General features: G+C 49.0%; 20 protein-coding genes. All 20 read left to right on the top strand.

Annotated features, from left to right (window positions below):
• Window positions 1-53: 53 nt before the first annotated feature.
• The 20 genes from glyA (at window position 54) to JUF22_RS10350 (ending at window position 19,429) form a co-directional block, all read left to right on the top strand.
• A complete protein-coding gene (gene glyA / locus JUF22_RS10445) occupies window positions 54-1,295 on the top strand; it encodes a serine hydroxymethyltransferase (protein WP_203646135.1) in 1,242 nt (413 codons plus the stop codon).
• A 95-nt stretch (window positions 1,296-1,390) separates the two neighbouring features.
• Window positions 1,391-2,026: a uracil phosphoribosyltransferase gene (upp, locus tag JUF22_RS10440; protein ID WP_203646134.1), complete on the top strand. Its 636-nt coding sequence runs from the start codon at window positions 1,391-1,393 to the stop codon at window positions 2,024-2,026.
• Between the two features lie 890 nt (window positions 2,027-2,916).
• Window positions 2,917-3,636, top strand: coding sequence for a F0F1 ATP synthase subunit A (atpB, locus tag JUF22_RS10435; protein WP_125766043.1), 720 nt, complete (start codon window positions 2,917-2,919; stop codon window positions 3,634-3,636).
• A gap of 32 nt (window positions 3,637-3,668) precedes the next feature.
• The gene (atpE, locus tag JUF22_RS10430) at window positions 3,669-3,881 is read left to right on the top strand and encodes a F0F1 ATP synthase subunit C (protein WP_125575374.1); all 213 of its coding nucleotides are present in this window, start codon (window positions 3,669-3,671) and stop codon (window positions 3,879-3,881) included.
• A gap of 65 nt (window positions 3,882-3,946) precedes the next feature.
• Entirely contained in the window at window positions 3,947-4,462 is a 516-nt protein-coding gene (gene atpF, locus JUF22_RS10425; protein WP_125766042.1) for a F0F1 ATP synthase subunit B, read from the top strand.
• Entirely contained in the window at window positions 4,452-4,994 is a 543-nt protein-coding gene (atpH, locus tag JUF22_RS10420; RefSeq protein ID WP_203646133.1) for an ATP synthase F1 subunit delta, read from the top strand. The genes atpF and atpH overlap by 11 nt, the downstream gene beginning before the upstream one ends.
• Window positions 4,995-5,024: 30 nt before the next feature.
• A complete protein-coding gene (gene atpA / locus JUF22_RS10415; protein ID WP_203639852.1) occupies window positions 5,025-6,554 on the top strand; it encodes a F0F1 ATP synthase subunit alpha in 1,530 nt (509 codons plus the stop codon).
• 29 nt (window positions 6,555-6,583) lie between these two features.
• Entirely contained in the window at window positions 6,584-7,483 is a 900-nt protein-coding gene (locus JUF22_RS10410; RefSeq protein WP_203639853.1) for a F0F1 ATP synthase subunit gamma, read from the top strand.
• Between the two features lie 22 nt (window positions 7,484-7,505).
• Window positions 7,506-8,921 (top strand): F0F1 ATP synthase subunit beta, encoded by a 1,416-nt coding sequence (atpD, locus tag JUF22_RS10405; protein ID WP_125766038.1) that lies wholly within the window; start codon window positions 7,506-7,508, stop codon window positions 8,919-8,921.
• Window positions 8,922-8,934: 13 nt separating this feature from the next.
• The gene (locus tag JUF22_RS10400) at window positions 8,935-9,354 is read left to right on the top strand and encodes a F0F1 ATP synthase subunit epsilon (RefSeq protein ID WP_125766037.1); all 420 of its coding nucleotides are present in this window, start codon (window positions 8,935-8,937) and stop codon (window positions 9,352-9,354) included.
• 1,034 nt (window positions 9,355-10,388) lie between these two features.
• Window positions 10,389-10,619 carry a DUF1146 family protein gene (locus JUF22_RS10395; RefSeq protein WP_125766036.1) on the top strand — a complete coding sequence of 77 codons (231 nt, stop codon included), beginning with the start codon at window positions 10,389-10,391 and terminating at the stop codon, window positions 10,617-10,619.
• A 27-nt stretch (window positions 10,620-10,646) separates the two neighbouring features.
• A complete protein-coding gene (gene murA / locus JUF22_RS10390; protein ID WP_203646132.1) occupies window positions 10,647-11,954 on the top strand; it encodes a UDP-N-acetylglucosamine 1-carboxyvinyltransferase in 1,308 nt (435 codons plus the stop codon).
• Window positions 11,955-12,135: 181 nt separating this feature from the next.
• Window positions 12,136-13,140, top strand: coding sequence for a rod shape-determining protein (locus JUF22_RS10385; protein ID WP_203646131.1), 1,005 nt, complete (start codon window positions 12,136-12,138; stop codon window positions 13,138-13,140).
• A 28-nt stretch (window positions 13,141-13,168) separates the two neighbouring features.
• Window positions 13,169-13,471: a membrane protein insertion efficiency factor YidD gene (yidD, locus tag JUF22_RS10380; protein ID WP_125766033.1), complete on the top strand. Its 303-nt coding sequence runs from the start codon at window positions 13,169-13,171 to the stop codon at window positions 13,469-13,471.
• A gap of 12 nt (window positions 13,472-13,483) precedes the next feature.
• The gene (locus tag JUF22_RS10375; RefSeq protein ID WP_125766032.1) at window positions 13,484-13,708 is read left to right on the top strand and encodes a DUF2969 domain-containing protein; all 225 of its coding nucleotides are present in this window, start codon (window positions 13,484-13,486) and stop codon (window positions 13,706-13,708) included.
• Window positions 13,709-13,803: 95 nt separating this feature from the next.
• Window positions 13,804-15,009 carry an FtsW/RodA/SpoVE family cell cycle protein gene (locus JUF22_RS10370; protein WP_203646130.1) on the top strand — a complete coding sequence of 402 codons (1,206 nt, stop codon included), beginning with the start codon at window positions 13,804-13,806 and terminating at the stop codon, window positions 15,007-15,009.
• A gap of 15 nt (window positions 15,010-15,024) precedes the next feature.
• Window positions 15,025-15,327: a glycine cleavage system H family protein gene (locus JUF22_RS10365; RefSeq protein ID WP_125766030.1), complete on the top strand. Its 303-nt coding sequence runs from the start codon at window positions 15,025-15,027 to the stop codon at window positions 15,325-15,327.
• Between the two features lie 974 nt (window positions 15,328-16,301).
• Complete coding sequence (locus tag JUF22_RS10360; RefSeq protein ID WP_203646129.1) at window positions 16,302-17,150, top strand: SPFH domain-containing protein; 849 nt, start codon at window positions 16,302-16,304, stop codon at window positions 17,148-17,150.
• 89 nt (window positions 17,151-17,239) lie between these two features.
• Window positions 17,240-18,211: a DUF2785 domain-containing protein gene (locus tag JUF22_RS10355; protein ID WP_203646128.1), complete on the top strand. Its 972-nt coding sequence runs from the start codon at window positions 17,240-17,242 to the stop codon at window positions 18,209-18,211.
• Between the two features lie 75 nt (window positions 18,212-18,286).
• A complete protein-coding gene (locus JUF22_RS10350; protein WP_203646127.1) occupies window positions 18,287-19,429 on the top strand; it encodes a D-alanine--D-alanine ligase family protein in 1,143 nt (380 codons plus the stop codon).
• Window positions 19,430-19,436: the final 7 nt, after the last annotated feature.

Genomic DNA, 19,436 nt, shown 5'->3' with positions numbered 1-19,436 from the left:
GGCGGTCAAAGTTTGGTAGAATAAAAACAATCACAGTTCAGGAGGGAACGCCATTGAATTTTAAAGAAAAAGATCCAGAATTATGGGGCGCCATTGCGAAGGAAGAAGAACGTCAAGAAGATACCATTGAGTTGATTGCTTCCGAAAACATCGTGAGTGAGGCCGTCCGGACGGCGCAAGGCTCCGTGTTGACCAACAAGTACGCCGAAGGTTATCCGGGCAAGCGTTACTACGGTGGCACACAGTACATCGATGTTGTCGAACAATTAGCCATTGATCGTGCGAAGAAGTTGTTTAATGCTGAATACGCTAACGTGCAGCCTCATTCTGGTTCCCAGGCCAACCAAGCCGTCTATGCGGCCTTCTTAAAGCCTGGCGACACCATTCTGGGGATGGGCCTGGATGCGGGGGGCCACTTGACGCACGGCGCCAAGGTCAACTTCTCTGGAAAGATTTACAACGCCTATAGTTATGCCCTCAATCCAGAGACTGAACTCCTGGACTACGATATGATTCGCGACCTGGCCAAAGAGGTGAAGCCACAGATGATTGTGGCCGGTGCCTCAGCCTACTCGCGCATCATTGACTGGAACGCTTTCCGTGAAATTGCGGATGAAGTCGGCGCCTACCTGATGGTCGACATGGCCCATATTGCGGGGTTAGTCGCTGCTGGCCTGCACCCGAGTCCCGTGGGCATTGCCGATGTGGTGACGACCACGACGCACAAGACCTTGCGGGGCCCTCGTGGGGGACTGATCTTGTCGCAAGCCGAAAACGCTAAACGCATCAATTCTGCCGTCTTCCCTGGGACTCAGGGTGGTCCGCTGGAACACGTGATTGCCGGGAAGGCCGCGGCGTTCTTTGAAGACCTCCAACCAGACTTTACCGATTACGGCAAGCAAATCATCGAAAATGCCCATGCCATGGCCGATGAATTCAGCAAGGCCCCAACGGTGCGCGTCGTTTCTGGGGGTACGGACAATCATTTGATGACCCTAGACCTCTCAGCAACCACACTGAACGGGAAGCAGGCACAAGAATTGTTGGATAGTGTCATGATCACCACCAACAAGGAAGCCATTCCTAACGAAAAACTAAGTCCATTCAAGACTTTCGGGATTCGGTTAGGGACGCCAGCCGTGACGACCCGTGGGTTTAACGCTGACGAATGCCGCGAGGTAGCCCGTTTGATCGTGCAAACGGTCTTACATCCAGACGATGAAGCCAGCCTGCAGGATGTGCGCGAAAAGGTTCACGCTTTGACCAGTGCCCACCCGTTATCAGTTTTAGACTAAAAAAATGCAATAAAAACGTTTTCATTTCAAATTAGGCGTTTTGGTAGCGGAAATCCATGGTACAATTGTAAGAAATCATAAAGGAGCGCTCATTCATGGGAAAGTTTCAAGTACTTGACCACCCGTTGATTCAACACAAACTGACAATTATCCGGAACAAGGACTGCGGTACCCGCAGCTTTCGGGAGGTTGTCAACGAAATCTCGACCTTAATGGCGTACGAAGTGTCACGCGACATGCCATTGAAGGATAAAGAAATCGAGACACCAATGGGCAAGATGACTGCCAAGGAACTTTCAGGAAAGAAAGTTGCCATTGTTCCAATCTTACGTGCCGGTATCGGGATGGTTGATGGAATTTTGGAATTGATTCCAGCTGCTAAGGTTGGTCACATCGGGATGTACCGTGACGAAGAGACCCTGCAGCCTCATGAATACTTCTTCAAGATGCCTTCTGACATCAATCAACGGCAAATCTTTATCGTTGATCCGATGTTAGCAACCGGTGGCTCAGCCATGATGGCAATTGAAGCTTTGGAAAAGCGTGGTGCCGATCCTAAGAACATGAAGTTCGTGTGCTTAGTCTCCGCACCAGAAGGGGTCAAAGCCTTACGTGAAGCTCACCCAGACGTTGATATCTATGCTGCAGCGTTGGATGATCACCTGAACGAAGATGGCTATATTGTCCCAGGTCTCGGTGATGCCGGTGACCGCCTGTTTGGAACGAAGTAAACGTCAAAGAGATTCGGCCTTTTGGGCTGAGTCTCTTATTTGTTTGGAAGAGTGCGGAACGAGCCGCTTAGATGCTGAGCATTAACGTAGCTAAAGGAATAACCCCGGGCTTGGGTTATTTTTTTAGCTGGGTTAAGCGCAGGCATCTGGCTTGTGTAGCACGTTTCAGAAGAGGCCAGGACCGAGGATAGTAGGCGCGGAGAACTAGTTTAATGCTCTAAAGCAGTACATCTCGAACTGTTTTTAGCTAGGCTAGGTCCCCAGCTCATAGGCCACGTTTCATCGGTCACAGCAAAATGAATCCACCTCAGAAACCAAACAGCCTAAAATAAGCGCCAACGGTCCACACCCAAATAGCCCTAAGAACGTCGCTAAGCGATTTCACCCGTAACACCTACCATTATGGAAGAAACTGGCTAAAAGCGTCAGTTAAGCCCCACAACTGCTCTGGACACGATGTCCATCAGTTTAAGAAGACTCAGCGACAAGTTGCGCCTTCTTATATGGTAGAACGGTGATAGAATTGTTTATTTGGCGAGTCATTTAACGACTAGATCCAGTCGGTCCGCTGAAGCGACTGATTGGCAAATAGTTTTGGGAGAAAAATGGTCTAACCAGAATTTTTTTTATCCTGGCGAGTGCGCACGCAACTACACGGTGAAACCGATATCAATCCTTTTATAGTCTGACTCACAGCTTATTTCACATGAATGTTCAGAGTATGAAAAATTGTTTTGTCTTTTATCTGAATTGGTGGTATCATTTCCAGTGTATTTGAATGGAGCGCTCGCTTCGTTCACTATTCCGCGTTTCTTGCGAGATACCCGGCTTTGTCGAGGGATTTAGCTGAGGAAATGCGTTCATATAGTGTGGAAAAGAGGTGATATTCGGTGAATGGTGATCCAGTTTCGACCTTCCAATTTTTGGGGCTGACATTTAGCACTGCCAACGTTGTATCCGGCCTTATTGTTTTTGCGCTGATCGTTGCAGTTGTTTTTTTCTGTTCCAGAAAATTGGCCATGAAGCCATCCAAAGGGCAAAACTTCTTGGAATGGCTGATTGATTTTACCAATGGAATTTTGAAGGGGTCCATTCCAGCCGACGATGTCGGTAAGTTTGGCTTGTGGGGATTCACGTTATTCTTCTTCCTCTTCCTGTCTAACGAATTGGGATTATTCATCCAAGTGGCAACGCGTGGGGGTGCGACGATCGTTCGTAGTCCAACGTCTGACCCAATTGCGACATTGACGTTCTCGTTGATGACCATGATGGTTGCGCAATTCGCAGGTGTTTGGAAATTAGGATACAAGCGACACTTCACAAACTACCTGAAACCTTTCGTGTTCTGGCTTCCTATCAGTATTTTTGAGGAATTCACGAACTTCCTGACGTTGGGTCTCCGTATTTTCGGGGTTATCTTCTCTGGTGAAATGCTATTAGGGGTAATCTGGGATCTGGCAGCTTCACACGGTATTGCAACGATGGTGGTTGCGGTGCCAATTGAAATGGCTTGGCAAGGGTTCTCTGCTTTCTTAGGGGCTATCCAAGCGTTCGTTTTCGTTACGTTGTCATCAGTTTATATTTCTCAAAAGCTTGAAGTCGAGGAATAAGTTTTATCTAATTTAAGGAGGAAACACAGATTATGGGAGCTATTGCAGCTGGTATTGCTATGTTTGGTGCCGCCGTTGGTGGTGGTATCGGTGACGGTATCGTTATTTCAAAGATGCTTGAAGGTATGGTTCGTCAACCAGAATTATCAGGTCAATTACGGACGAACATGTTTATTGGTGTTGGGCTGGTTGAAGCCATGCCTATCATTTCCTTCGTTGTTGCTTTGATGGTTATGAACAAGTAGTCACAATCACAACGAACAACCGGTAAAAATTGTAATTATCTGATAGCAAAAGGAGGTGTCAATAGATGCTCTCACATTTAGTGATTGGTCAGGCGCTTTATTTTGGAGATTCACTTTTCTACATTGTTACGTTCTTACTTTTGATGTGGATCATTAAGATTTTTGCTTGGGGTCCAGTGACGAAGATGATGCAGGATCGGGCTGACAAGATCAGTAATGATATTGACTCAGCTGAACAATCCCGTAACGATGCCGCTGACTTGGTGCAACAACGCCAAGCAGCCTTAGCAAATTCTCGTTCAGAGGCGCAAACGATTGTGAACGATGCGAAGACCAATGGTCAACAACAACGTGAACAAATTGTCACGGCTGCGCAAGCGGATGTTCAAACAATGAAGCAAAATGCCCAAAAGGATATCGAACAAGAGCGTCAAGACGCTTTGTCCAATGCCCGGAACGATGTGGCGGATTTATCTATTGAGATTGCTTCCAAGATCATTCAACGAGAATTAAAAGGTGACGACCAAAAGGCATTAATTGATTCTTATATCGAAGGGTTGGGGAAGCAACATGAGTCTTAATAGGGCAACGGTAGCAAAGCGCTACTCCAAAGCATTATTTGAATTGTTGTCCGAAAAAGACCAACTGGAGTCAGGCTACACAGAGCTCGAAGAACTTCGGCGTATCTTCCAGGACAACCCACAGTTGAGCACGATGCTCTCAGACGCTAGCCTGCAGGTTGCTGAACGTCAAGCCTTGATCCAACCATTGTTGGACCAGGCTTCACCGTACATCAAGAACCTGATTCAGATGGCTTACGACTACGGTCGGATGGAAAACTTAGTCGATATCATCGACGCTTTCCAAAAGCTGTATGATGAGGCCCACAACACGGTCTATGCTGAAGTGACGACGGCAGTCGAATTGACGGCTGATCAGAAGTCACAGATTCAATCCGTCTACGCCAAGCGCGTAGGGGCTGACAAGGTGATCTTGAGCAGTAAGATTGACCCCGCCGTTATTGGTGGCGTCGTGATTAAATCTGCTGATAAGGTTCTTGACGGTAGCTTACGAACTAAAATTAATCGTTTACGGCAGCAACTGCTAGCATAACGAATTCGGTGATAAAGAGGTGAAACTTTCATGAGCATTAAAGCTGAGGAAATCAGTGCTCTAATTAAACAACAATTAGAAAGCTATAAGGATGAAATCTCAGTTGAAGAAACTGGTACGGTTACTTACGTTGGTGATGGTGTCGCTCGGGCCCACGGTCTGAACAACGCTTTGCAAGGTGAGTTACTGTTGTTTGACAACGGGGTTTATGGAATGGTCCAAAACCTCGAAGCCAGTGACGTTGGTATTGTTATCTTGGGTGATTTCACTGGAATCACTGAAGGCGATACGGTTAAGCGGACTGGCCGAATCATGGAAGTTCCCGTTGGCGATCAACTGATTGGCCGGGTTGTTAACCCATTAGGTCAACCAATTGACGGTAAAGGGGACATTTCCACGGATAAGACCCGACCAATTGAACATAAAGCACCAGGGGTTATGGACCGGCAAGGGGTTAGCGAACCTCTGCAAACCGGGATCAAGGCCATTGATGCCTTAGTTCCAATTGGACGTGGCCAACGGGAATTGATCATTGGTGACCGGAAGACTGGGAAGTCCTCCATCGCCATCGACACGATCATTAACCAAAAGGGCCAAGACATGATTTGTATCTATGTCGCTATTGGTCAGAAGGCTTCTACGGTTCGTGCACAAGTGGCTACGCTGGAGAAATTTGGCGCCATGGACTACACCATCGTCGTAACTGCTGCACCATCTGAACCAGCCCCGATGCTGTACGTGGCACCATATGCCGGTGCAGCTATGGGTGAAGAGTTCATGAACAACGGCAAGCATGTGTTGATCGTCTATGATGATTTAACCAAGCAAGCCGATGCTTACCGTGAACTTTCTCTGATTCTGCGGCGTGCGCCAGGTCGTGAAGCTTACCCTGGTGACATTTTCTACACCCACTCTCGTTTATTGGAACGGGCAGCTAAGTTAAACGATAAACTTGGTGGCGGTTCAATGACGGCCTTACCTGTCATTGAAACCAAGGCCGGTGACGTTTCTGCCTACATTCCAACCAACGTTATTTCCATCACCGATGGTCAAATCTTCCTGAACAGTGATTCCTTCTATTCAGGTGTTCGGCCAGCCATGGATGCCGGGACTTCTGTTTCCCGGGTTGGTGGGGACGCTCAAATCAAAGCCATGAAGAAGGTTGCTGGGACTTTACGGTTGGACTTATCTGCCTACCGTGAACTGGAATCCTTCGCACAATTCGGTTCTGATTTGGATGCCGCTACCCAAGCGCGGTTAGCACGTGGGGCCCGGACCGTTGAAGTCTTAAAGCAAGGCTTACACGAATCCGTTCCTGTTGCTAAGGAAGTTATTATCTTGTTTGCTTTGACACATGGTCATTTGGACAAGCTCGAAGTTGAGGACGTTTTACGTTACCAAAACGAGTTGTTTGATTACATGGACGCCAGCCATCAAGATCTCGAAGACACAATTACCACGACTGGGAACTTGCCAGAAGGCGACTCCCTGGAAAAGGCCATTGCTGAATTCGATACGACTTTCCAACCAACTGCCAAGGCCGACGACTCGGCTAATTAAGATACTTGAAGGAAGGATGGTGAGAAATAATGGCTGAATCAATTCATGACGTTCAACGTCGAATTAATTCCACGAAAGCAACCCGTCAAATTACGGCGGCGATGCACATGGTTTCGACGGCGAAGTTAAATAAGATTCAGAAACAAGCAGTCGGCTACCAAGACTATGTTTCTAAGGTTAAGGCTGTCGTCATGCATCTTTCGCAGTCTCATCTGTTGGATAATTCCTCAAGTAGCCTACAGTCGAACCGTCCAGTAAAGAAAACCGCATATTTGGTGATCACCTCCGATCGTGGTATGGTGGGAAGCTATAATAGCAGCGTCTTACGGGATGCCAATGCGTTCATTAAAGAACGGACGCCTAACCAAGACGACTACATGATTTTAGCCGTCGGCGGTACGGGTGCTGATTTCTATCGGCACCGGGGTGTTAACGTGGCCTATGAATATCGTGGGGTTAGCGATGTGCCTGAATTCAATGAAGTTCGGGAAATCGTGAAGACCGTAACCACGATGTTTAACAACGAAGTGTTCGATGAACTCTTCGTGTGCTACAACCATTTTGTTAACCGAATCTCATCTCGTTTCCGAGCTGAGAAGATGTTGCCAGTCGACAAGGAAACAATGACGACTGATGCGGCAAACGATACGCAAGCATCGCCCTTAACGGCTGAATACGATACGGAGCCTTCTGATGAAGCTGTGCTCCAAGTTGTGTTACCGCAATACGCGGAAAGCTTGGTTTATGGTGCGATCTTGGACGCAAAGACGGCCGAACATGCATCAAGTACCAATGCGATGCAGTCTGCTACTGATAATGCCGATGATTTAATCGCGACGCTGCAACTGCACTACAACCGTGCACGTCAAGCACAGATTACGACTGAAATCACCGAAATTACCGGTGGTCAGGAAGCCTTAAATAATTAATGACGGGAGGAATTAACGAATAATGAGTGCTGGTAAAATTGTTCAAGTTATCGGACCTGTTGTCGACGTTGAATTCCCGTTGAATGATGAATTACCTGACATCAACACTGCCCTAAACATCAAAAAAGATGATGGTAGTGTCCTTGTAACCGAAGTTGCCTTGGAATTAGGTGACGGGGTTATGCGGACCATTGCCATGGACGGTACCGATGGTCTTCGTCGGGGACTGGAAGTAGAAAACACTGGTGCTTCTATTTCTGTTCCTGTCGGTGACGACACACTGGGTCGGGTGTTCAACGTTCTCGGAAATCCAATTGACGGCGGTGCCGAATTTGGACCAGACGCAGAACGGATGCCAATTCACCGTGATGCACCTAAGTATGACGAATTAAACCCTTCAACTGAAATCCTGGAAACGGGTATCAAAGTTATCGACTTGCTCGAACCTTACGTTCGTGGTGGGAAGATTGGGTTGTTCGGTGGTGCCGGTGTTGGTAAGACCGTTTTAATTCAAGAATTGATTCATAACATTGCCCAAGGCCATAACGGGATTTCCGTCTTCACCGGTGTTGGTGAACGGACTCGTGAAGGTAACGATATGTACTGGGAAATGAAAGGCTCCGGGGTTCTGAAGCAAACGGCCATGGTCTATGGTCAAATGAACGAACCTCCTGGTGCCCGGATGCGGGTTGCCTTGACTGGTTTAACGATTGCGGAATACTTCCGTGATGTTAAGGGCCAAGACGTTCTGTTGTTCATCGATAACATTTTCCGGTTCACGCAAGCCGGTTCTGAAGTTTCTGCCCTCTTGGGTCGGATTCCTTCAGCCGTTGGTTACCAACCAACGTTGGCTACTGAAATGGGTCAGTTACAGGAACGGATCACGTCGACGAAGAAGGGGTCTATTACCTCTATCCAAGCCGTTTACGTGCCTGCCGATGACTATACCGACCCTGCTCCTGCCACGACTTTCGCCCATTTGGATGCTACGACCAACTTGGAACGGTCTTTGACCCAACAAGGGATCTACCCAGCCGTGGACCCATTGGCTTCAACGTCAACTGCTTTGGCCCCTGAAATCATCGGCCAAGCGCACTACGACGTGGCGACGGAAGTTCAACACGTCTTGCAACGGTACCATGAATTGCAAGATATCATCTCTATTTTAGGGATGGATGAATTATCCGATGAAGAACAAACGATTGTTAACCGTGCTCGGCGGATTCAATTCTTCCTGTCACAACCATTCTCCGTGGCTTCACAGTTTACGGGTATGGAAGGGAAGTACGTCAAGCTCGATGACACGATCCGGAGTTTCAAGGATATCCTCGATGGTAAGTACGATGACCTTCCAGAAGATGCTTTCCGGAACTGTGGTCCTATCGAAGATGCTGTGGCCAAGGCTAAGCAAATGAATGACGCCGTTGCCAACAATTAGGGAGGGATTCTAATTGGCTGATAATCAATCAGTGTTATCTGTTAGTATCGTTACCCCTGATGGCCAAGTTTACGAAGGTAAGAGCGACTTATTAGTTGTGAAGACCACGATTGGTGAACTTGGGATTATGTATAACCACGTGCCGCTCATCGCTTCTTTGGAAGTTGATGAGACGCGGATCAAGTTAGGCGAAAACGAAGATAAAATTGCCGTTAACGGTGGTTTCTTGGAATTCTCTGACAACGTGGCGACCATTGTTGCAGACAGTGCGGAACGTCAAGACGATATTGACGTCAATCGGGCTGAAAGTGCTCGTAAACGTGCTCAAGCAACGATTGAAAAGGCCCACGCCGCGCATGATGCTGACTCCCTTGCACGGGCTGAAGTAGCATTGCGTCGAGCTGTTAACCGGATCAACGTCGCTAAGCACTAAACTCTTAAACAAATTCTTGTTTGAACGGTCCATCGCCCTCGGCGATGGCCGTTTTTTTTTGTGCTTGGGGTGCGCTCCCGGCGGCAGCTTCAAGGTGCTCTGCTGTGGGGCACGGTTCCAGCCTGAGGGGCGGTCTTCCACCTCGCCTGGAAACCTCGCGAAGGGCGCGAGTCTCCCAGGTCGTCCCATGCCCTAAGCTGAGTGAGGAACCTCAGCTAATGCCATCGACACAGCTGAGCACCTTGAGCCGCCTCTGGTCGCTCACATGGTTATCCTGGTTTTAGTTGCCGTTGTGGGAGATGGTTACGGCTGCCGTTTAGTGTTCCCGCTAGTGGTTTGATTGTGCACGCCACGTCAAAGAAAATGGCCGTTGAATTTGGCTTTTGTGTGCTGGGTTTACTAACAATGAGAGGGTGATTTCAGTTTTGCTGCTGTCGGACGGTCGTCAATTTTCCTTCCAAAATGATTTTATATTTTGTCTGCGTGGAAAAATAAAGAGAATAATTAATCTTTGATTGACTGATGATTAGCAGGGCGGAGATACCATAGCCGAGAAAGACGGGGACTTTCTGACGAGATCCTGCGTTTACTTGAAAATGTGTTTTCAGTTGCAAGGTAAAATTGGTAGCACTAGGAAAAAACGATTGATACCTGTGCTAATTGACCTCAGTTTGGGCATGAGTGTCAATTTTCAACGACTAGCCAATGAAAATTGCAGACATCTTTTTTGCCGACGCTTTTTCAGTTTTAGCTGTGGGCCTTCACCAAGTTATTTCGGGATTGATTTTGTTGTGAAAGGTTATGCAAATCACAGATAGTTTAAAGTATGTACGGCGTGGCTAGCGGCGCTTTCAGCTAGTGAAGCAAATTGGCGGTTTAACGGTTTATCCGGTGATTTAACAAATGGTTTGTTCAGTTTAATTGATGAAATAAAAGAATTGTAATATTACAAACGCCGATTTTATAGGAATCTCGGGGACAAGCACGAAAATTTATGCTATAGTTAGTGAGAATGTTTAGAAGGGATTGAGGGAATGTCACTCATTGGGCTACAGGGAATCTTAACGATCATTAGTCATTTGTTTTTTATTGGGATTGCATTTTGGGCAATCTCTGCGTTACACATTGAACGATTAATGACGTTCTATCCCCGGCAGTCACGGGTCTTAATCGTGATGCTGTCCGTTGCCATTGGCTTCGGGTGTAGCTCATTCTTTTTGGACTTCATCGATAACGTTCGTAACCTGGGCTATCTGTTACGGTAGACCCATAAAAATCTCTGGAGGTATCCCATGGAAAAAATTATCGTTCATGGTGGGAACCGCTTAACTGGTGTGGTCCACATTGAAGGGGCCAAGAATGCTGTATTGCCAATCCTGGCAGCATCTATTCTGGCCGAAGATGGACTCACTCATTTAGCAAATGTTCCGGTTTTGTCTGATGTTTATACGATGAATAAAGTCTTACGCTTCTTGAATTTAGGCGTCGATTTTGATGAAGCCAAACGAGAAGTCACGATTGATGCAACCAAGCAAGTTTCTAGCGAGGCGCCGTTTGAATACGTCTCCAAGATGCGGGCATCAATCGTTGTGATGGGGCCACTGTTGGCCCGCTTGGGTCATGCTAAAGTGGCGCTGCCTGGTGGCTGTGCCATTGGGACCCGACCAATCGATCTGCATTTGAAAGGTATGGAGGCCCTGGGTGCCCGCATCGAACAACACGATGGGTACGTTGAAGCCTTTGCCGATCACCTCAAGGGAACGCATATCTACTTAGATTTCCCAAGTGTGGGGGCCACGCAGAACATTCTGATGGCGGCCTGCTTGGCTGAAGGCACGACTGTGATCGATAACGTTGCCCGTGAACCGGAAATCGTGGACCTTGCTAACATCCTGAACAAGATGGGTGCGCACGTCCGTGGTGCCGGGACCGAAACGTTGCGGATCGACGGCGTTAAGAAGATGCATGGGACCGAACACAGTGTGGTTCAGGACCGCATCGAAGCCGGCACGTTCATGGTGGGTGCTGCGTTAACACACGGGAACGTCTTGATTCAAGACGGCATCGTGGAACATAACAAGCCTTTGATTTCTAAATTACAAGAAATGGGTGTGCAAGTGACTGAAGAACCCGCTGGTATTCGGGTCATCGGCCCAGATAAGCTCCAACCAACGGACGTCAAGACCTTGCCTTACCCGGGCTTCCCAACGGACATGCAACCGCAAATGACCATTTTGCAGTTGGCCGCTGAAGGCACGAGTACGATGACTGAAACGGTCTTTGAAAACCGTTTCATGCACCTGGAAGAATTACGCCGGATGAACGCCAATTACCAAGTGAATGGGCGGACCGTCGTGATGCATGGACCAACCGATTTCAACGGCGCCGAAGTGGCTGCCACTGATTTACGGGCGGCCGCAGCCTTAGTCCTGGCCGGCTTAGTTGCCGACGGATACACGCAGGTCACGAACCTGAAGTACCTGGACCGGGGTTACTACGACTTCCACAAGAAGTTGACGGCGCTGGGTGCTGAGGTCAAGCGGGTCACTGTCGATGACACTGACGCGGTGGTCTTAAAGAACTCGCACGTGAATAACTAGCAATTATCGGGGGTGGCAGTGATGCCACCCTTTTGTTATCCTTGAAGCTAGGTCGTCAGTTTTGGTGGCCAGGGGACGGGGGAACACCCGTGATATTTTGAGAAATCGTTTAGAGTTCACGCGGTTTATGGTATAATGAAATGTTGAAAATTGGCATTAAAATTCAGGAGGACGCATAAGTATGGCGAAAGACATTGGCATTGACCTAGGTACGGCGAACGTTTTAATCTACGTGGTCGGCAAAGGAATCGTATTAAATGAACCATCAGTCGTAGCAATCGACACGAAGACTGACAAGGTATTAGCAGTGGGCTCCGAAGCCTACCGGATGGTGGGTCGGACACCTGGTAATATCCGGGCGATTCGTCCGTTGAAGGATGGGGTCATTTCTGATTTCGACATTACCGAAGCCATGCTCTCCTATTTCATCAATAAATTAAGTGTTAAGGGCTTCTTATCCAAGCCAAACATCATGATCTGTGCCCCAACCAACATTACCGAGATTGAACGGAAGGCCATCATTCAGGCTGCCGAAAAATCCGGTGGTGCCAAGGTTTACTTCGAAGAAGAACCTAAAGTGGCGGCCTTGGGTGCCGGCATGGATATCTTCAAGCCTAGCGGTAACATGGTGATCGACATGGGTGGTGGGACTAGTGATATTGCCATCCTTTCCTTGGGTGACATCGTCGCTAGCCGCTCCATTCGTGTCGCTGGTGACCGCATGAACACGGAAATCGTGAACTACCTGAAGCATAACCACAACCTGATCATTGGGGAACGGACCGCTGAAACCATTAAGATCAAGATTGGGACGGCTTATCCAGAACCAGGCAACGAAGAAAAGACCATGGAAGTTCGTGGCCGGGACTCCGTGAGTGGGATGCCAACCACGACGACCATCAACGCCGCCGAAGTGGAAATTGCCATTCATGATTCAATCGAACAAATCGTGTCCGCTGCAATGGCCGTGTTGGAAACGACACCCCCAGAATTGGCTGCTGACATTATCGACCGCGGTATCATGTTGACTGGTGGGGGTGCCTTGTTAGACGGCATCGACAAGCTCTTCTCCGAACGATTGACGGTCCCCGTCATCATTTCAGAAGACCCACTGGATAACGTGGCCAAGGGTGCTGGTGTGCTCCTGGAACACATGGACACCAAGACGGCTAAAGAAAATAACTAATTACGCTTAAAGCAAAGGGGGCCTGGCGTTGCGCCATATTCTAACTTGGCTCGTTCGCGGTTATCAGCGATGGATTTCACCGCTGTTTCCGCCGAGCTGTCGGTATTACCCGACGTGCTCGAATTATATGTTGCAGGCCTTGGCAAAACACGGGGCGCTTAAGGGCGGTCTGATGGGCATTGCCCGGATTTTACGCTGTCATCCGTTCGTACGGGGTGGCGTCGATCCGGTGCCGGACCATTTCACGCTGAAACGCAACGTGGCGGCTGAACAAGCCTACCGCCAGGCCATGAAGTTAGACGAGGAACACCCAGAATCCCTCAGCAAATAAAGGAGAGTTGGCATGAGCAAACGAGAAAAATCTGTACAGGTAACCATTGATGAGCAAAAGCTCCCAGACGGTGGCACCATGTCCGTGCTAAAGATTGGTGACGAGACCATCGGCACGGTAACCCCAGTTGAAGACCGGCTAGAAGCCCAACTGAACGACGGGGACGTTTACCGCGTTAAATCCGTCGATGAGGGTGTCGAGTTGCTATTAAAGGACTACCACCTGCACCGCGGTTAATAAATTTTGGTAAAGTTGGCCGGAGTGAAACGTCGAATTTCACTTCGGCCTTTATAATTAAATCAAAACCTAGTTTGAATTAAGGAGCAATCATTGTGGCAAAGAATGCGACAGAAAAACGGGGCGAGACGGAATCACGCATCGACTGGGGCATTATCTTCTGTGTCCTCATGTTGGCGCTGATTGGTGTCGCTTCAATCTACGTAGCGGCGACCCACGATAGTAGCGCCACCAGTATTACTTCTGCGGTGGTGTCCCAATTGGCTTGGTACGTGATTGGGTCGGTCGCCATCATTATTATCATGCAATTTGATTCGGAGCAACTGTGGAAAGTGGCACCCCTCTTATACGGCTTGGGAATTTTCCTACTGCTGGCGGTGCTGGTCTTCTACAGTCGGGCTTACTATATCAACACGGGTGCCCGGAGTTGGTTTGCGATTGGGTCGCTGACCTTCCAACCATCCGAAGTGATGAAGCCAGCGTTCATCTTGATGCTGGCACGGGTCGTGACGGAGCACAACAATGCCAACCCGATTCACACGGTGCGCACCGACTGGGTCCTGATTGGCAAGCTGATTCTCTGGACATTACCAGTGGCGGTCCTGCTGAAATTGCAAAATGACTTTGGGACCATGCTGGTGTTCTTCGCCATTGTAGGTGGGGTCATCCTGGTTTCCGGAATCACTTGGAAAATCATTGCCCCAGCCTTTGGCGCGATTGCCGTTGTCGGGGGGACCGCGTTAGCGCTGGTCACGACCGATGGTGGGCGGAAAATCTTGGAAAAGGTTGGCTTCCAGGCCTACCAATTCTCCCGGGTCGACACCTGGTTGCATCCCGCGCAAGATACCTCCAACAACGGGTATCAATTGTGGCAAAGTATGAAGGCCATTGGTTCCGGGGGCCTTACCGGGACGGGCTTCAACGTCTCACACGTGTACGTACCCGTGCGTGAATCCGATATGATTTTCTCAGTGATTGGAGAAAACTTTGGGTTCATCGGCGGCTGTATCTTAATTTTCCTCTACTTCCTGTTGATCTACCAAATGATTCGGGTCACGTTTGATACCAAGAACGTGTTCTACGCCTACATCTCAACCGGGGTCATCATGATGATCCTGTTCCACGTGTTTGAAAACATTGGGATGAGTATCGGGCTGTTACCATTGACTGGTATTCCTTTGCCATTCGTTAGCCAAGGGGGATCCGCGTTGATCGGGAACCTCATAGGTATTGGCTTAATCATGTCAATGCGTTATCATTATAAGAGTTACATGTTTAGTCGTAACGAATCGTTTAAGTAGAAGGAGATTATTTTCATGAGTGAAATGGTAAAGTACTTCTGGACGAAAGCAGTTAACGACGGCACTCGGATTGGGTTAACCACCGAGGGTCAAGACGAATTAGGCACCATCAAGTTTGCCAAGTTACCAGCCGTTGGCGATGACGTTAAGAAGGGTGAAAACCTGTTGAGCGTTGAAGCTGACAAGGCGGTTTCTGACATTCCTAGTCCCGTTTCTGGTAAGGTGACGGCCGTTAACGATGCTTTGGCCAACGATTTCGATGCTTTAAACGGTAGCGATACTGATGCAGCTTGGTTTGTCGACGTTCAAGAAGACTAATCCTCGCTGAAATACCAGCCGGTCCAACTCCCCACGGAGTTGAACCGGCTTTTTTATGTAAAAATATGTGTTGTCATCGCCTCCGGGATGGTGAAAATGGGCCGTGGCGCTGTGGCTGGTCGTTCCCGGCGGCGGATTCAAGCCACCCTGCTGTGGGGGCGGTTCCAGCCTGAGAGGCGGGCTTCCACCTCGACTTTGAGCCACAAGGCGGTCTCAAAGGTCGTCCTATGCTCTAAGCTGAGAAAGCCGCTCAGCTAAGACCATCGACACAGCTGTCTGGCTTGATCCGCCTCTGGTCACTGACACTGGCTCAGCGGGCTAATTTTCACCATCCCTGCGGCTGGGACTGGTTTGGCCCGTGAAAAAGCGGGTTCACTCGGTGGGGTGTTTGGCTGGTAGGCAGAAGGTTAGTCTTGGTCACTAAGACTGGCTCAGTGGTCTAATTTTCACCAATTCTGTGGCTGACATTGGTTTGGCCCGAAAAAACGGGTTCACTCGCTGGTAGAGGTGGGCTGTGCCTTAGCGGTAATTAGTTTCAGATATAGCTACGTTACATATTTGGAAGATACAATTGATTTGGTTTGCGGCAAATGGATAATAGTTGTATGTAGCAAAAATTCGTAAAATCAGCAATTATGTAATTATACTTAGCTTGAGACAATTACGTGGATAACTCATCAGAAAAGGCTAAATTAGTGTGAGTGACCAGAGGCGGGTCAAGTTGACCAGCTGTGTCGGTGGTCTTAACTGAGTGAATTTCTCAGTTTAGAGCACGGGACGACCTGGGAGACTAGTGGGTTTCTAGGCTTCCAGGCGAGGTGGAAGACCGTTCCTCAGGCTGGAACCGTGCCCCACAGCAGGGCTGCTTGGACCCGCCGTCGGGAACGCAATTAAAACTAAAAGTTAGCGGTTTCTTAGGGGTTTAGGGGCTAGTCGGGTATAATAGAACTATTAAGGGGATTGGAGTGAGTTTCATGGAAGAAAAGAACGTTTTTCACATTAACGGTTATTTAGGTCTGATTTTAGTCCTGATTGTTTTGGCTGGTGGGGTCTACCTCAGTGTTGCCGGGGTGCCCGTTTTAGGTGGGCTGTTAGTCATCATTGCCGTTTTAGGGGCTAGCAGTTTAACGATCATCAGTCCTAACCAATCCAAAGTGTTGACCTTCTTTGGCCGGTACATCGGCACAATTCGGGAGGCTGGGTTGTATCTGACCGTGCCGCTGACCAACAAGGCAACGGTGTCCTTACGGGTCCGCAACTTTAACAGTGCCATTTTGAAAGTTAACGACTTACAAGGGAATCCCGTGGAAATTGCGGCGGTCATCGTGTTTAAGGTGGTCGACACCAGTAAAGCCCTGTTTGCGGTGGAAGATTACGAACAATTTGTGGAAATTCAAAGTGAATCGGCTATCCGGCACGTGGCCTCTGAATATGCCTATGACAATTTTGGCGATGGCAAGGCCCTGACGCTGCGAAGCAATCCGACAGAAGTTTCTAACCACTTAACCGAAGAACTCCAGGCGCGGCTGAACGTGGCCGGGGTGGAAATCATGGAGACACGGCTGACGCACCTGGCTTACGCCACGGAAATTGCGTCTGCGATGCTACAACGGCAACAGTCCCAGGCCATCCTATCGGCCCGGAAAATCATTGTCGAAGGGGCGGTCTCCATTACGGAAGGCGCCATCGAACGGTTGGCGGCCGAAACCAATTTGGAATTAACCGATAGTCAAAAGATTCAACTGATCAACAACATGATGGTCACAATCATTAACGAACGGGGTTCTCAGCCCGTCATAAATACTGGGAAAATGGTCGAGTAGCAAGCATTTTCCCAGTTAGCATTTTGCTGAGCAGGGGGTGCTCGCAAGCGTAACTGGTAGCAAAAAGATTGAACGATGGAGGTTTCTTGATGGATGAACAGGTAGCACAGGTGTTGCAGGAGCTCAGCGACTTGAATACGCAGGTGCGTAATGGCGAGGTATACCAGTCATTGGGCACCCGGTTGGGGAAGATTATGGACGACATTCACCGGCGTCGGCGGACGGCTGTCCAGTTGCCAGATGACGGAGATGATATCCAGGACATTTTAGAAGAGCTGCGGTCGCAACTCAACGATAATGTGCCGGTCACCTTGTCGCGCGCGCAAATGACCAACCTGATCGACCACCTGTCATCCCTCGACCCCGGTCTCCGTTATCAGGGCATCAATTTCTCGCTATACGATGCGCTGCAACAGAATGCCTTGGACAGCGGTCAGTTGACCTACCTGTTCCAACAGCTGCGGGACCCGGAAGCCTTGTTTGACCATATCTTAGAGCCGGCCAACGCCGCCGTGTTTGGCCGGGCCGGGCGCGTGGCGATGTTAGCGGTGCTGTTGCACTTCATCTCGCCGGACAAGGTGCCGGTCGACCCGGACCTGCAACCGACCGTCGTCTTAGCGGCCGCTTACCTTTGTTTGGAAACGGACACGCGGGGCTTTGTGAACCACTACGGGTGGGCGCACGCCTTTACCGCTGCCACGGACCTCTTGAGCGTGCTGGCTGGCAATCAAAATCTGACGCGAGCCGACAAATTATTTTTGATGATGACCCTGATTGAACGAATCAAGCGCCTGAACACGCCGCTGATCTACGGGGAGAACGACCGGATCGCCACGTTCTTAACGGAATTGGCGAACCGCCACGACTTATACGAGGAAACGCTGTTGCTGGCACTCAAGAGTTGGCGGCAACAGGTCGCCTTGCATCGCCGGCCGGATACGATTGCAGGCTGGAATCGGTTCTTTAACCGTAAGCGTTTATTGGATTCCTTGCGGTTGCAAGAGAGCCTCCCCCAGTCGCTTAAAAAATATTTAAACTCGACCATCGATTTTTTAGGCTGAATCGATTCTCAATTATTTCGAGAAATGGTATACTGAAGGCTAACCGAAATATATACGAATAGGATGAGTGACAACATGGAAACGAAAAGCAAGTTACACGTAGGTCTATTATTCGGTGGCAATTCCTCGGAGCATGACGTCTCTAAGCGTTCAGCACACAATATTTATGACGCAATGGACAAGGACCGTTACGACGTTAGTTTATTCTTACTGACCCGGGACGGCTTTGTTTTGAGCGATGCCGCATCTCGTCGCGTCTTTGATGGCGAAGACGAATTAACGGTGGCAGCTGAGGAACAAACCAAAGTAGACGCATCCAACCCATTGGCACCCATTTGGAATTTATCTCAAGCAAAGGACATCGATGTTTTCTTCCCAATTATTCATGGTAACTTGGGTGAAGACGGTACGATCCAGGGGCTTTTCCGGTTACTGAAAAAGCCTTACGTGGGGAGTGGCGTCTTAGCATCGGCCGTGGCCTTTGATAAGGATATGACGAAGCAGGTCTTGACCGCGCACGGCATCCGCAATACCAAGTACTTGGTCTTAACGCCGGAAAACCGCGACGACTACGATTACGCGACCGTTCAAGCAAAATTGGGCGACAACGTCTTCATCAAGCCAGCGAACCAGGGTTCATCAGTGGGAATTCACAAGGCAGGTAACGAAAAGGCATTCGACGAGGGTATCGCTGACGCCTTCCGGTACGATTACAAGGTCTTAGTGGAACAAACCATCGACGGTCCTGAAGAAGTCGAAATTTCCATTTTGGGTAACGAAAAGCCACAAGCTTCCAAGCTCGGGGCCATTCGGGTACCAGATTCAGATGTCTTCTACGACTACAACAACAAGTTCGTGGACGCTAGTGGCGTGACCTTTGAAGTGCCCGTTAAATTATCCGCTGACCTGACCGCTGAAATCACGCAGATGGGCTTAGACACCTACGCTGCGCTTGGGTTGAAGGGGATGGCTCGGATTGATTACCTGGTCTCCAAAGATGGCGTGCCCTACGTCGGTGAGGTCAACACCTTGCCTGGGTTCACCAACATTAGCCTGTACCCACAATTGTGGCAAGCAACGGGCATCAGTTATGCCGACTTGATCGACCGTCTGATTCAATTGGGCTTAGATGAGTTCAAGTACCAAGACGAATTGGCCTATGACTTTATTCCGTTGGATGACCATTCAGCGGCATCAACTTACAAGCCAAAGAACTAACAGATTT

This window comes from Levilactobacillus lanxiensis (assembly GCF_016861655.1).
GTDB classification, from domain to species: domain Bacteria; phylum Bacillota; class Bacilli; order Lactobacillales; family Lactobacillaceae; genus Levilactobacillus; species Levilactobacillus lanxiensis.
This window is presented reverse-complemented; position numbering and strand designations above follow the sequence as displayed.